The organism is Janthinobacterium saanense (assembly GCF_014200675.1).
Classification (GTDB): domain Bacteria; phylum Pseudomonadota; class Gammaproteobacteria; order Burkholderiales; family Burkholderiaceae_D; genus Janthinobacterium.
The window spans coordinates 102,633-115,530 of the sequence record NZ_JACHCI010000019.1; the positions used below are offsets into that span (position 1 = coordinate 102,633).

Below are 12,898 nucleotides of genomic sequence, written 5' to 3' on the forward strand. Positions count from 1 at the left end.
CCGCCAACATCGCCGTGCTGTGTAACTGGCATACGGTAGCGGTATGTGTCAGTCACGCCACGCACTATGCGAAGCAGAGTAAGTGTCAACACCCGTCTGGTTATGAACACCAGAATAGCTACGCAGACCCCAACGTACTGGCGTCCATGCTGTACTCCATCGTGCAAATTGCTAAAAAAGCAAAATGGGATTAATTCATGTTTAGGCAAAAAAAATAACATTGTTTTTTTCGTCATCGCAATTCTCAACTTAGCACCATTATCTGCTTACTCGCAAAAAAATATAATTAAGGATAATGCAATGAACAATTCAGAAAAAATGAGTAAACGTTTGGAAGTGCTATTCCTAAAAACAAAAATTTTATGTTTTGGACGCTATGCACTGGAAGTGCCTAGGGAGGCAGAATTAATATTAGGTGACGCATCCCTCCCTTCAACAATTGAGACAACAAAGGGGAAATTAGTAGAAAATGACGATAGAATTCTCAAAGCCATAAGAAAAATAGAAACAAATGACTCAAGTGCTGAAATCGTTTATAACGGAAAAGGACCTTTGGAAAACAGTTGGCAGATTCAATATTTTGATAGCAAGTTTGCCAAGGAAGATGGCGCACTGTATTTCAAGACATATGTCACCAAAGGAGACCTTACATTTATTCTGATGGGATCTATTCCAAAGGGGGGAACGATAGCAAGTGCTGCAGCCAAACAGTTGATGCGTGCAAAAAGTCTGCGCTTGCGTGATTCTGATAAGGTGCCAGCAGAACCCGGTTATTGCATCGAAGCCGGGTTCATGAGCGAAGATGATTATGACAATCAGGAAATGGTAGATGCCGGCCTGTACCTACCCAGCTTTCCAGATGTAGCATTTTCAGTCACGGCAAATAAAGATGCTTATAGCGATTATCCTCCTGAAGAATTTGAAAAAAAAGTGCGCGTCGAACTATCTTTACTCGCTCGTACTCAGCAGGCAAAAGACCAGCAAGGCAAAACTACCCGGAGCGTACCCTGCTGCGTGAAGGCAAGCGCGACGTGCAGCACTGGCATGGCGAAGAGTCATTGATACGGCGCACCGATGGCGTCCATGATTTTGAATGGGCGCTGGTAGGCAAGCCGGGGAGTATTGCCTATCCATCGGTACTTGAAGCGAGTATGTACACCAAGGTCGAGCACAATATGGTCGGCGCCGCCGAGGCCGCATCGCTTAGCGACGAGGAAGCGATCGCCTTATGGGACAAGCTGCTATCCGGCCTGAAATTCCGCGTCAAGGTACCGGGGGCGCCGCCGGGTTCCTACTATATTGATCCAGACAAGCCGCAGCCAGCACCTTGAACACCCGATATAGGGCAAGGCGCTAGCCGGCAGCGCTCTACCGCGCTACCATGGGGTTTTGCATGAAAAACATCATGATCGCTTTGCGCCCCGCCCTTGTTTCTGACATCGATACCCTGTGGGCCTTGCGCACGGTGGCGGTGCGCCTCAGCTGCGCCACGCACTATGCGCCAGAGCAGATCACCGCATGGACGGCCTCACCCGTGCCGGCTGCCTATGCAACCATGCTGGCCGAGGGTGGCGGCATCGTGGCGATGCTCGATGAGATAATTGTGGGCTACGCCATGCTGGACCTACATAAACACGAGCTCGATGCGGTATTTGTCGATCCGGCCCGCGCAGGATTGGGCATCGGCAAGCGCTTGCTGGCGGCGCTGGAATTGTTGGCGCGCGAGCGCGGCATAACGCGCCTGCATTTGTCTGCATCGCTGAACGCCGTGCCGTTTTACCGGGCGGCCGGTTTTATCGCCTTGCGCGAGGAAGCGTATGCGCATCCCAGCGGAATCAATTTAGCCAGCGTGGTGATGGAGAAAATATTGCCACCAGCTTGAAGACAAGTCCCTCAGTCAGCTTCCCAAGCGATGGCTGAAGGCAGGTCGCCACCGGTTTCAAAAAACTGCAGCAGCGCCTGGTAAGCCAGCTCCACGTCCACACACCAGGCAGATGGATACTCATCAACTTGCCCATTGGCCAGCCAGTAACTGCACGCGCCGTCGTCCTCTTGATCGCCTAGCGAGTGCAAACTGGCATCGTCCTGGCCGGACAGATACATCAGACTGGCATTGCCGCCATTGCGCAGCAGGCACAGGGCCGGGCCCTGTTCCGGATCGATCGCCCTGGTCAGCCACAGTTCGCATTGCGCCAGGGTGCGCGCCTGTTTCAGCGCCAGCTTCAGGTCGGCGATGGTCGCCACGGCATGCGGCGTGCCATGCAGATTGAGTTCCATCGTCATGCCTTGTTTCCGCTCAAGTCCGCCGTCGCCAGTGCCGTGCTCAGATACAACTTGCCGCTGAGTTCCTGCAGCAGGCTGCTCTGGCGCAAGCGGTCCATCACGGGGCCTTTCACTTCGGCAAGATTGAAGCTGATGCCGCGTTGGGCCAAGGCCTTGTTCAGTTCGCCCAGGCCCAGCAGGGCCGTGCTGTCGATCTGGTTGACGGCCGACAGCACCAGCACCAGATGGCGCGCCGTCGGGTGGCCGCGCAATTCTTCTTCGATGCGCTCCGTGACGGCTTCGACATTGCCGAAAAACAGGCCGGCGTCTATGCGCAGCAGTAACAGATCGGGCAAAGTGTGCGCCTCATAGCGTTCCACGTTACGGAAGTGCTCGCTGTTCGGAATGCGGCCCAGCACGGCAATATGCGGGCGGCTGGCGCGCCAGATCAGCGTGCCCATCGACAGCAATACGCCAATCACCACGCCCGCTTCCACGCCCAGCACCAGCACGCCGGCGGTGGTGGCCAGCAGCGCTAGCGCATCGCTGCGGTCATAGCGCCAGGCCAGTCTCAAGGTGCCCCAGTCCAGCAGGCCGGCCACGGCAAAGATGATGGTGGCGGCCAATACGGGCAGCGGCATCAGCGCCAGCCAGCCGGTAGGCGCCACCAATGCCAGCGCCAGCAGGCTGGCCGTGATGATGCTGGCCAGCGGCGTGTTGGCGCCGGCCTGGAAGTTGACGGCCGAACGCGAAATGGAACCCGTGACAGGGAAACCGCCCGACAGCGCGCTGGCCACATTGGCTGCGCCCAGGCCCAGCAGTTCGCGGTTGGTCTGCAGCTTTTCGCCGCGCTTTTGCGCCAGCGTCTGCGCGGCCGACATGCTCATCAGGAAGACGATGAAGGCGATCAGCAAGGCTGGCGACAGCAGCATGCGCCAATGTGCGCCGGAGGTGGCCAGGTTGAGCGATGGCAAGCCGTTCGGCACATGGCCCGTGGTTTGCACGCCCATGTGGTCGAGGCCGCAATAGCGCACCAGCACGATGCCGGTGAGCACCAGCAACATCGGCGCCAGGCGCGCGCCCACGTCGGACGCCGTCGCCCCCAGGCCGCAGCGGCGCAATACTGCCGACAGATAACGTTTCGCCAGCCACAAAAAGCCCAGGCTGCACAGGCCCAGCACCAGACTGGGCAAATGCCAGTGCGGCACGGTGGCGCCTAGCAAGGGCGTCAGCTGGCCCCAGATAATCAGGATGGCAGCGCCATTGCTGAAGCCGCTGATCACCGGGCGCGAGAGGAAACTTGCCATGAAGCCCAGGCGCAGCACGCCGCACAGCAGCAGCACCAGGCCGCTGATAAAAGCCAGTTGCGCGGCCAGCACCACATATAAAGAGGAGCCGGGATCGGCCAGCGGCGCCAGCGCGGCGGCCGTCATCAAGGAAACGATGGCCATCGGCCCCACCGATTGCGTCATGCTGCTGCCAAAGACGGCATACAGCACGGGCGGCAAGATGCTGGCATAAATGCCTACGACGGGCGGCAGCCCCGCCACCAGGGCATAGGCCATGCCTTGCGGCACCATCATCATGGCCACCACGATACCGGCGGTGATATCCCCGGCCAACAGAGGACGCCGGTATTGCCTGAGCCAGAGCAGCATGATGTGATCCCAAAATCTGAAAACCGAAGCCTATCATGTGCAGCGTCCGGCTGACAGGGTAATCAGCTTGCCAACAACTGTGTCCGTACGGCTTCCATGATTTCTTCCGAAAAAGCGGCGTCATCGGTCGAGCGGGCCAGCACCATGGCGCCCACCAGTGCTGAAAAGGTGGTGATCGCCTGCCGGCGTTTTTCTTCAGGTGTGCCTTCCGGCATCAGTCCTTCCAGCAAGTCAAACTGCTGGCGCGTGGCGGCTGTAAAAGCGGGCCGCGCGCTGGGCGAGCTGCGCGCCGCATCGACACCCATGGTGGGCGCCGGGCAAGCCACGCCGGGGGTATCGCGCGATTGCGTGCTCAGGTAGTGATTGATAAGCTTGGGCAAGGCTTGCTGCGGGTCTTGCTCTATCCTGGTTTTCCAGCTTTCCAGGGATTTCTTCAAGGCAAGCTCGCACGCCTCGATCATCAAGTCTTCCTTGGAGGCGAAATGGCCATAAAAGCCGCCATGCGTGAGACCCGCATTCTTCATCAAATCGGCCACGCCGATGCCGTCATAACCCTTTTCGCGGAATAGCTTCGCCGCCACCTCGACGATGCGCTCGCGGTTGAGCGCCGCCTGTTCTCTGCTCACTTTCATGACTGCCCCCGTAATAATGTCACTCATCATATATCTTTTCGGCCAATTTTTCCACTCTGTTAGCAGGCGCACCGTAGGCAGCCGGTCCCGCCGCGATACTGGCTTTTCACATGAAAGGAGGCCAGCATGAGCGATAACAGAAACGACAGTAAAAACGAATCTGTCGGCAATCTGCAGCGCAGCATCCAGCATGAACAGGATCACAAGGACCAGCAAAGCGCGGGTAGCAAGCACGCGGACAAGCCCGCCGTGCAGACCAGCGCGCGCAGCCAGCCTGGTGCGCCGCTGCCCGCGCAGCATCTTGCCAAACCGGGCAGCGAGGCGCAGATGCAGCTCAAGCCGCGCTTCCTGGCCCCTGATTACAGCGGCAGCGGCAAGCTGGCCGGCATGGTGGCCATCGTCACGGGTGGCGATTCGGGCATAGGCCGCGCGGTGGCCGTGCTGTATGCGCGCGAAGGCGCCGACGTGGCCATCATCTACCTCAATGAGCACGAGGACGCCAACGAAACCAGGCGTTATGTGGAGGCCGAAGGCCAGAGCTGTCTGCTGATACCCGGCGATGTGCGCGAACAGCGTTTTTGCGAAGAAGCCGTCAGCCAGGTGATGGCCAAGTTCAACCATATCGACGTGCTGGTGAATAACGCCGCCTTCCAGGAACATGCGGCCTCCTTGCTGGACTTGAGCGAAGAACGTTTCGATCTCACCATGAAAACCAATGTGTATGGCTATTTTCATATGGCCAAGGCCGTGCTGCCCCATTTGCAGCGGGGCGCGTCCATCATCAACACGGGTTCGGTGACGGGCTTGAAAGGCTCGAAACACTTGCTCGACTATTCCACCACCAAGGGCGCCATCCACGCTTTCACCATGGCGCTGGCCGGCAACCTGCTGGAAAAAGGCATACGCGTGAACGCCGTCGCGCCCGGCCCCGTCTGGACGCCGCTCAATCCGGCCGACCAGCCGCCCGAAAAAATCAGCACTTTCGGCCAGGACACCAGCATGCACCGTCCGGCCCAGCCTGAGGAATTGTCGCCAGCCTATGTTTTCCTGGCCTCGCCCGCCTGTTCCAGCTATATCACGGGCATCGTGCTGCCCGTCACCGGCAGCGTGGGGGAATAGACCATGGCGCGTGCATTGTGGAAAGGCGCGATCAGCTTTGGCCTGGTGCACATCCCTGTCGAGCTGATTTCTGCCAGCCTGGACCATGAACTGGAATTGTCCATGCTGGACAAGCGCGACTTTGCCCCGGTAGGCTACAAGCGTTATAACAAGCGGACGGGCAAGGAAGTGGCCTGGGACAACATCATCAAGGGTTATGAATACAAGACGGATGAATACGTGGTGCTGTCCGATGAAGACTTGAAACGGGCCAACGTGAAGGCCACACAGACCATCGATATCCTGACCTTTGTCGATGCCAGCGAAGTGCCTTTGACCTTTTACGAGCACCCGTACTACTTGCTGCCGGCCAAGGGCGGCGAAAAAGTCTATGCGCTGCTGCGCGAAACCTTGCGCAAGGCGGGCAAGGTGGGCGTGGCCACCATGGTCATGCGCACCAAGCAGCATTTGTGCGCGCTGGTCTGCATAGGCGACGCCATCGTGCTCAATACTCTGCGTTATGCCGATGAAATCCGCGCCACCGATGAGCTGGACTTGCCCGGCAGCACCTTGAAAGCGGCGGGCATTTCCGACAAGGAATTGAAAATGGCGCTGTCGCTGGTGGAAGGCATGAGCGAAGCCTGGCAACCCCAGCAATACCATGACAGTTACCGCGAGGACGTGCTGGCGCTGGTGAAAAAGAAAATCAAGGCCAAGCAAACCAAGACCATCACGGCGCCGGAAGCGGACAGCGAAGAACCAGCACCAGCCAGCAATGTGATCGACCTGGTGGCCTTGCTGCAGCAAAGCCTGGGCAAGAAAGCAGCCAAATCCAAGCCTGCAGCACGCAAGGCGGCGCCCAAGACAGCTTCATCCCGGCGCAAGACAGGCTGATCAATCAGCCTGCGCTCTCTTCCGCTATCAAGGCATGGTGGACGCCCACGGCCGCCATCACGCCATCGCCCATGGCAAAGGTGATATTGGCCATGGCGCGGGCCGCGTCGCCCGCCGCATACACACCGGCCACGGAACTCATTTTCATGGCATCGGTCTGCAGCACCGGCCCCATCATGCCTTCCTCGAAAACGCAGCCCAGCTGCGCCGCCAGCGGGCTGGCCTGCTCTATGGGTGCGGCCAGGAACAAGGCGCGCAAGGGCAGCAAGCGGCCATCGTGCAAGCGCATACCTTCGATGGCGGGCGCCGTGCCCTCGATGGCCGTCACGGCCACGGGCTCGATGGCGACCTTGCGCCGCGCCAGCAATTGCAGCGCGTCATCATCCAATGGCGGCATGCCGGCCGTAAACAGGGTCACATCGCCCCAGTCCGCGATCAGGCTGGCCTGGTGCACGGAGGCAGGCAAGCGTCCCAGCACGCCGATGGCCTGGCCACCTGCCCCGCCGCCAATTTCATAACCATGGCAATACGGGCAATGCAAGACCGTCTGGCCCCAGCGTTCAGCCACGCCCGGCAAGGCGGGCAGCATGTCGCGCACGCCGGTGGCCAGCAGCAAACGCCGGCCCTGCGCCTGGCGGCCATCATCCAGGCTGACGTTGAAAGCAATCTTTTTGGACGGCAAAGGCTGCGCCTGGCTCACCTTGCCCTGCCACAACGTCACATTCGGATAGCTGGCCAGTTGCGCCCGCGCGTCGCTCAGGATGGCGCTGCCGGGGCGGCCATCCTGCGCCAGCACGCCGTGCGCGTGCGATGCAAAGCGATTACGCGGCGTACCAAAGTCGATCACCAGCACGGGGCGCCGCGTGCGCGCCAGTTGCAAGGCGGCGGACAGGCCGGCAAAGCTGCCGCCGATAACGATCAAGTCAAACATGGTGGAGTCCTTCGATAAGTTTTCATGTAACTATTGTAGTTACATATGTAGATTAACGCAAATTCTTTGCATTAAGCCACCTCCACCGGCACCCATCACGCCACATAATCAAGCCAGATAGCCGCCGTCGATGGTCAGCGCGGCGCCATTGATGAAGGCCGCCTGCGGCCCTGCCAGGAAAGCCACAAAGTCGGCGATTTCACTGTCCTGGCCCATGCGGCCCACGGGTATGATGGTGCGCAAAAACGCTTTCGTGGCTTCCTCGCTGACGATTTCCGTCTCGACAGGGCCAGGTTGCACCGTATTGGCCGTGATGCCGCGCGGACCCAGGTCACGCGCCATGCCGCGCATCAAGCCAGCCACTGCCGACTTCGTCATGCTGTACAGGGCGGCGCCTTCGAAACCGGCCCGGTCGCCATTCACGCTGCCAATCGTAATCACGCGCCCGCCTCGCCCCATATGCTGCACGGCCGCCTGCGAAGCGACGAAGACGCCGCGCACATTGACGCCGACGATGCGGTCAAAGTCGGCCACGCTGGCGTCCGCGCCACGTATCAAAATGCCGGCATTGTTGACCAGGATATCGATGCGGCCATGCTGCTCGGCGCAGGCGGCGATAGCGGCGCTCAAGGCTGGCGCATCGGCGTTATCGGCATGCACAGCTTGCACGTTGCCGCCAGCAGCGGCCACTTCCGCCACCAGGGCCAAGGCCCGCTCTTCCGAGGCGGCATACGTAAACACGACTACCGCGCCATCGGCCGCCAGGCGGCGCACGATGGCGGCACCGATACCACGCGAACCACCGGTAACAAAAGCAATTTTTTTATTCAACAACATGACGAACACCTTTCTGGATCAATCAGTCCAAAATACTGCAAAAAAAAGCACCGGCAATACCGGCGCATCGTAAAAAACTAGTGCAGCGCGCGCAGGGCCAGGCTGGCGATGCCGCGCAAAGTCGCTTCAGGCGCGCCGCTGCGGGCCGCCAATTTTATCCCCGACAAGGTGGCGCGCAGGTATTGCCCCGCCATCACGATATCGGTGCCAGCCGCGATGGCGCCAGCTTCTTTCGCCCGAACCAGACTGTCTTCCAGCGCCTTGCCCAGCGCCGCGCCCGACCGGTCCGTCAGCGCCGTGATTTCCGGGTCGGTGCGGCCAAATTCGCAAATCGCGCTGATGCCCAGGCAACGGGGATTCGGATCGGCCAGCGCTTGTGCTATCGCTGCGTCAAACAAGCTCTCCAGCGCCACGGCTGGCGATGCAGCACCGGACAGCGCGCGCTGCAAACCGCCCACATTGTCGCTCGTGTAACGCTGCAACGCTTCCAGATACAGCTGGCGCTTGTCGCCAAAAGTGTCGTACAGGCTTTGGCGGCTGATGCCCATGCCTTCAAGCAAGACGCCCGTCGACGAGCCTTCATAGCCGTGCTCTGAAAAAATACCGATGGCTTGCTGCAAGGCTTGCTCGCGTTCAAATTGTTTTGGTCGTCCCATGCTTGCAGTGTAGCATTCTGGACTAATCTGTCAAATACTTTTATTCAGTAAAGCCCAGTTTTTTCATAGCCTGGGCCAGGCCCTTGGCACTGCGCGCATAACCGTCCCAGGGCGTATTGCCCACATCGAGACGGCTGTGCACATTGCTGACATGCCATGCGTCGCCCGATTTCAGCTGGTCCAGTTCTTCCCATGCCAGCGGCACGGAAATGCCCAGCCCTGAACGCGTGCGTGCCGACCAGGCGCAGACCGTGGTGGCGCCACGTCCATTGCGCAGGTAGTCGATATAAATCTTGCCGACCCGGTTAGCGGGGCCACTCTTGAGCACGAAGCGTTGCGGTATCAATTGCGCCATATGGGCCACGATGGCTTGCGAAAATGCTTTCACCGTATCCCAGTCATGCTGCGGGCGGATCGGCACTACCACATGCAAGCCCTTGCCGCCGCTGGTTTTCAGCCAGGCGGGCAGTCCCAGTTCCGCCAGGAAAGCCCGCAGCAACACGGCCGCTTCCTGGATGGCGGGCCAGGCCACGCCCTTGCCGGGGTCCAGGTCGAATACCAGCCGGTTGGGCGTATCGTAGGCGCTGGCCAAGGCGTTTTGTGTATGGAATTCCACCACATTCCACTGCGCGGCCGACAACAGCCCTTGCGCCGTTGCCACTTCCAGCATGGGCGGGTGATCCGGGTCCAAGGCTGGCGATAATTGCTTCAGACCCGGCATTTTCGATGTATCGGCATGCTTCTGGAAAAACAGTTCGCCACCCACGCCAGACGGCGCGCGCACCAGCGACACGGGCCGCCCCCGCAAGTGCACCAGCATCAGCTTGCTGACCAGCGCGTAATAACGCACCAGGTCGATCTTGGTGGCACCGCTTTCCTGGTCGATCACGCGCTCCGCATGGCTGACCTTGAAACTGGCTGGCAAGCTACTTTTCATCGGCGATGGCACGGTTTTCTCCTGGTCGATTTTCCCTGCGCGCTCACGCACGACAGCCTTGGCCTGCTTGTCGCTGCGCAAACCATGAAAAACGGCATGGCGCACGGCGCCGCCACTGGTCCATTGCGCAAAGCTGATCTCCGCCACCAGCCTGGGCTGTACCCACAGGGGCTGGCGCACACCTCCTACTTTGCCTGCAAACGGACTGCTCTCCATATGCAGGGCGTCTAGCTGTTGCCGCAGCGCCAGCAATGCTTGCTGATCAAAGCCGCTGCCGACCTTGCCTGCATAGTGCAGCGCGCCCTGTTCGTCATGAACGCCCAGCAAGAGCGAACCGATGCCCTGGCGCGCGCCCTGCGGCTCCGTATAGCCGCCAATCACGAATTCCTGGCGCAGACCACACTTGAGCTTGATCCAGTCGCTGGAACGGCGCGTCACATAGGTCGAACCGCGCCGCTTGCCGATCACGCCTTCCAGCCCCAGCTTGCAGGCGGCCGCGATTATCTTCTGCGGCGCTGCGTCCAGCTCGGCGCTGAAACGCACCAGCGGCGACGCTGGCAAGCTGGCCAGCAACTGTTCCAGCAACGCCCGCCGTGCTTCGACCGGCTGGCTACGTATATCGTGGCCATCGAAATACGGCAGGTCGAACAGGTAATACACGATCTGGCTGGTGGCCGCCTGGTCGAAAGCCAGTTGCAAGGCGCCGAAATCGGGGTGGCCCTGCTCATCGTTGACGACGATCTCGCCGTCATACCAGCCTGGCGGCAATCCCAGTTCCTGCAATGCTTGCACCAGCCTGGGCAGCTTGTGCGTCCAGTCCTTGCCATTGCGCGTGATCAATACGACGTGCTTGCCATCGCAGCGGGCCAGGATACGGTAGCCGTCGAATTTCAGCTCGAAGATCCATTCCCGTACATTGACAGGCGGAGCATCGGCCAGGGTCGCCAGCTGGGGCGACAAGTGTGCCGGCAAGGCCGCCTTGGGCGCGGCTGGCTGCTGCGTGGCACGAGCCTGCTTCGGCATGGGCTTGCCCTTGACGCTGTCGGGCATCTCGTCCACCACGGAAAACTCGCTGGCTGGCCGCGCAAACGCATCTTTTTCCTTGATCAACAGCCAGGCCGGCTGCTTTTCGCCCTTGCCTTTCATGCGCACCAGCACCCAGTTGCCTTGCAGCTTGTGGCCAAACAAAGTGAATTTGAGGTTGCCGTCGACCAGCGCCTTCGCTGCATCCGGCGTGGCTGCTTGCGGCTGCCAGGTCCCCTGGTCCCAGATAATGACTTTGCCCGCGCCATATTGTTTGGCCGGGATGGTGCCTTCAAAGCTGGAATAGGCAATCGGATGATCTTCTACCTGCACCGCCATGCGCTTGTCTTTCGTATCGTAACTGGGGCCTTTGGGCACGGCCCAGCTCTTCATCGTGCCATCGACTTCCAGCCGAAAATCGTAGTGCAATCGGCTGGCCCAGTGTTTCTGCACCACGAAGGTAAGGGCCTCGCCCGCCACTTCGCCACCACCGGCCGGCTCGGGAGTGAGGGCAAAGTTGCGTTTGGCCTGGTAGGTTTTCAGGGCAGCCTTCATGGCGGACTCATGTAGTGACGATGCAAGCCAGTGTAGGCTGCACCGGCAGCATGTGCGGTACGCCAGCTAACAGAGCCGCCATACGCTTGCCGCCTCAGGCGTCTAATGAAAACTAAATGTAAATATTTGTGATTTAGTGTCGATGCGTGTCAACGCAACTGGTCCGGGCCACGTTTTGGACTCAGTGACAGGGGAAAAATCTCCTGAACTACAACCCACTTCCTGAGGATCTGCATCATGAAAAAAAGCATTTTCAACGTTACTGCTACTCTGATCGCCGGCTTGTTCGCTACCGCAGCCTTTGCTCAAACTGCCGCCCCGGTCGCTTCGGCCAAGGCAGAAGCCAAACACACCAAAGAAGTGGCCAAAGCAACTGCAACAGAAACCAAGACTGTCGCCAAAGCCGACGCCAAAGAAGCAGCCGCCACCGCCGATGCGAAAGCCGACGTAGCGAGCGCCAAGGCTGACGCTACCGCCACCAAGGCCAAAGCCCATCACAAGGCGAAAAAAGCCAAGGCCAAGGCTGACGAAGCCAAAGCTGAAGCAACCCCAGCCGCTCCAGCCAAGTAATCAGCAAGCACTCTGTGCCATAAAAAGACAGCTTCGCGCTTAATGCCGTTCACTTAAGCAGGTTTTCGTAGAACGCGAGTGGCATAGCGCTGAGGTTTTGCCTTGACGGCCCGGTCGAATTTTCGATCGGGCCGTTCTTCATTGAGCAGACTCACCAGCCTTTCCCGCAGATGGCGCATCGACGCAGGCAGCTTGCCGTAGGAGCGGGTGACGGCGGCCCAGTGCAGCTCGAATTGGATCAAGTGGAAGGCGCGGATAAAGCTCACTTCGGTCGGTTCGCATTTGACTGCCAAGGCAGCCTTGGCGATCTCCAGTCGGATCAGGTTGTAGGCGATCAGGACGCCCCATATTTCCTGATACACACCGTCGACGGTTTTTGAGCGCAGGGTGAGCGTGGCGCCAAGCATGGTCTGCTTGAGTTCACGGTAACTTGTTTCGATGCCCCAGCGACGCTGGTAGCAGTTCTTAATATCGAGCGCCTGGTAGCGACGTCGATCACGTAGCGAAGTGAGCAGAACGCGCTTGCGGCCTTGCTGATCGACGACGCTGATGGCGCGCGCCTCCCAATATTCAGGCAACTGAGCGCACTTGGCACGCGCCTGTGGCGACACGCGCATGCGCACGGTGAAATCGCCGCCAGCTTCGTTGCCTTCGATCACTTCCCAACGGGTATTCGATTTGGCGGGAATCAGGAAGTGGCGCTGCGTGCCGCCCTCAGTGAGTGCACACAGAATTTCAGCCGACAAAAAGCCGCGATCGAAGACAGTGAGCGTATCGTTGGGCACTCCCGCGATCAGCTGCTTGGCATACTGCATCTCATTGGTGCCGTAAGGGCCGAATGCTGC

General features: G+C 59.5%; 14 protein-coding genes. 6 read left to right on the forward strand and 8 right to left on the reverse strand.

Annotated features, from left to right (window positions below):
* The first annotated feature begins 300 nt into the window (after positions 1 to 300).
* The 3 genes from HDE72_RS21990 (at position 301) to HDE72_RS22000 (ending at position 1,882) form a co-directional block, all read left to right on the forward strand.
* Positions 301 to 1,062: a T6SS immunity protein Tli4 family protein gene (locus tag HDE72_RS21990; RefSeq protein ID WP_183745705.1), complete on the forward strand. Its 762-nt coding sequence runs from the start codon at positions 301 to 303 to the stop codon at positions 1,060 to 1,062.
* Positions 945 to 1,331: a T6SS immunity protein Tli4 family protein gene (locus HDE72_RS21995; protein ID WP_183745774.1), complete on the forward strand. Its 387-nt coding sequence runs from the start codon at positions 945 to 947 to the stop codon at positions 1,329 to 1,331. The genes HDE72_RS21990 and HDE72_RS21995 overlap by 118 nt, the downstream gene beginning before the upstream one ends.
* 62 nt (positions 1,332 to 1,393) lie before the next feature.
* Positions 1,394 to 1,882, forward strand: a complete 489-nt coding sequence (locus HDE72_RS22000; RefSeq protein ID WP_260176859.1) for a GNAT family N-acetyltransferase — start codon at positions 1,394 to 1,396, stop codon at positions 1,880 to 1,882.
* A gap of 11 nt (positions 1,883 to 1,893) precedes the next feature.
* Here HDE72_RS22000 and HDE72_RS22005 read toward each other — a convergent pair whose 3' ends face one another.
* From HDE72_RS22005 to HDE72_RS22015, 3 genes are all read right to left on the reverse strand, one after another.
* Positions 1,894 to 2,283 carry an Imm1 family immunity protein gene (locus tag HDE72_RS22005; protein ID WP_183745708.1) on the reverse strand — a complete coding sequence of 130 codons (390 nt, stop codon included), beginning with the start codon at positions 2,281 to 2,283 and terminating at the stop codon, positions 1,894 to 1,896.
* The gene (locus HDE72_RS22010) at positions 2,280 to 3,920 is read right to left on the reverse strand and encodes a SulP family inorganic anion transporter (RefSeq protein WP_183745711.1); all 1,641 of its coding nucleotides are present in this window, start codon (positions 3,918 to 3,920) and stop codon (positions 2,280 to 2,282) included. The genes HDE72_RS22005 and HDE72_RS22010 overlap by 4 nt, the downstream gene beginning before the upstream one ends.
* A gap of 62 nt (positions 3,921 to 3,982) precedes the next feature.
* A complete protein-coding gene (locus tag HDE72_RS22015; RefSeq protein ID WP_183745714.1) occupies positions 3,983 to 4,552 on the reverse strand; it encodes a TetR/AcrR family transcriptional regulator in 570 nt (189 codons plus the stop codon).
* Positions 4,553 to 4,678: 126 nt separating this feature from the next.
* On the opposite strand from HDE72_RS22015, the gene HDE72_RS22020 reads away from it, so the two are divergent.
* On the forward strand, positions 4,679 to 5,671 hold the full coding sequence (locus HDE72_RS22020) for an SDR family oxidoreductase (protein WP_183745717.1): 993 nt from the start codon (positions 4,679 to 4,681) through the stop codon (positions 5,669 to 5,671).
* Positions 5,672 to 5,674: 3 nt separating this feature from the next.
* Complete coding sequence (ku, locus tag HDE72_RS22025; protein WP_183745729.1) at positions 5,675 to 6,544, forward strand: non-homologous end joining protein Ku; 870 nt, start codon at positions 5,675 to 5,677, stop codon at positions 6,542 to 6,544.
* Positions 6,545 to 6,548: 4 nt separating this feature from the next.
* Here the strand turns inward: ku and HDE72_RS22030 are convergent, their stop codons facing one another.
* From HDE72_RS22030 to ligD, 4 genes are all read right to left on the reverse strand, one after another.
* Positions 6,549 to 7,475: an FAD-dependent oxidoreductase gene (locus HDE72_RS22030; protein WP_183745732.1), complete on the reverse strand. Its 927-nt coding sequence runs from the start codon at positions 7,473 to 7,475 to the stop codon at positions 6,549 to 6,551.
* A 108-nt stretch (positions 7,476 to 7,583) separates the two neighbouring features.
* Complete coding sequence (locus tag HDE72_RS22035; protein WP_183745735.1) at positions 7,584 to 8,312, reverse strand: SDR family oxidoreductase; 729 nt, start codon at positions 8,310 to 8,312, stop codon at positions 7,584 to 7,586.
* 77 nt (positions 8,313 to 8,389) lie between these two features.
* Positions 8,390 to 8,968, reverse strand: coding sequence for a TetR/AcrR family transcriptional regulator (locus HDE72_RS22040; protein WP_183745738.1), 579 nt, complete (start codon positions 8,966 to 8,968; stop codon positions 8,390 to 8,392).
* Positions 8,969 to 9,008: 40 nt separating this feature from the next.
* Positions 9,009 to 11,483, reverse strand: a complete 2,475-nt coding sequence (gene ligD, locus HDE72_RS22045) for a DNA ligase D (protein ID WP_183745741.1) — start codon at positions 11,481 to 11,483, stop codon at positions 9,009 to 9,011.
* Positions 11,484 to 11,720: 237 nt separating this feature from the next.
* Here ligD and HDE72_RS22050 point away from each other — a divergent pair, with 237 nt between their 5' ends.
* Complete coding sequence (locus HDE72_RS22050; protein ID WP_183745743.1) at positions 11,721 to 12,053, forward strand: hypothetical protein; 333 nt, start codon at positions 11,721 to 11,723, stop codon at positions 12,051 to 12,053.
* A 53-nt stretch (positions 12,054 to 12,106) separates the two neighbouring features.
* Here the strand turns inward: HDE72_RS22050 and HDE72_RS22055 are convergent.
* A partial coding sequence (locus HDE72_RS22055) for an IS4 family transposase (RefSeq protein ID WP_183745745.1) occupies positions 12,107 to 12,898 on the reverse strand: 792 nt, incomplete at its 5' end.

Coding starts and splice junctions, on each gene's coding strand:
- HDE72_RS22040 (WP_183745738.1), bottom strand. CDS start 8,968: ATGGGACGACCAAAACAATTTGAACGCGAGCAAGCCTTGCAGCAAGCC.
- HDE72_RS22030 (WP_183745732.1), bottom strand. CDS start 7,475: ATGTTTGACTTGATCGTTATCGGCGGCAGCTTTGCCGGCCTGTCCGCC.
- HDE72_RS22035 (WP_183745735.1), bottom strand. CDS start 8,312: ATGTTGTTGAATAAAAAAATTGCTTTTGTTACCGGTGGTTCGCGTGGT.
- ligD (WP_183745741.1), bottom strand. CDS start 11,483: ATGAAGGCTGCCCTGAAAACCTACCAGGCCAAACGCAACTTTGCCCTC.
- HDE72_RS22050 (WP_183745743.1), top strand. CDS start 11,721: ATGAAAAAAAGCATTTTCAACGTTACTGCTACTCTGATCGCCGGCTTG.
- HDE72_RS22005 (WP_183745708.1), bottom strand. CDS start 2,283: ATGACGATGGAACTCAATCTGCATGGCACGCCGCATGCCGTGGCGACC.
- HDE72_RS22020 (WP_183745717.1), top strand. CDS start 4,679: ATGAGCGATAACAGAAACGACAGTAAAAACGAATCTGTCGGCAATCTG.
- HDE72_RS22015 (WP_183745714.1), bottom strand. CDS start 4,552: ATGAAAGTGAGCAGAGAACAGGCGGCGCTCAACCGCGAGCGCATCGTC.
- HDE72_RS22010 (WP_183745711.1), bottom strand. CDS start 3,920: ATGCTGCTCTGGCTCAGGCAATACCGGCGTCCTCTGTTGGCCGGGGAT.
- HDE72_RS21990 (WP_183745705.1), top strand. CDS start 301: ATGAACAATTCAGAAAAAATGAGTAAACGTTTGGAAGTGCTATTCCTA.
- HDE72_RS22000 (WP_260176859.1), top strand. CDS start 1,394: ATGAAAAACATCATGATCGCTTTGCGCCCCGCCCTTGTTTCTGACATC.
- ku (WP_183745729.1), top strand. CDS start 5,675: ATGGCGCGTGCATTGTGGAAAGGCGCGATCAGCTTTGGCCTGGTGCAC.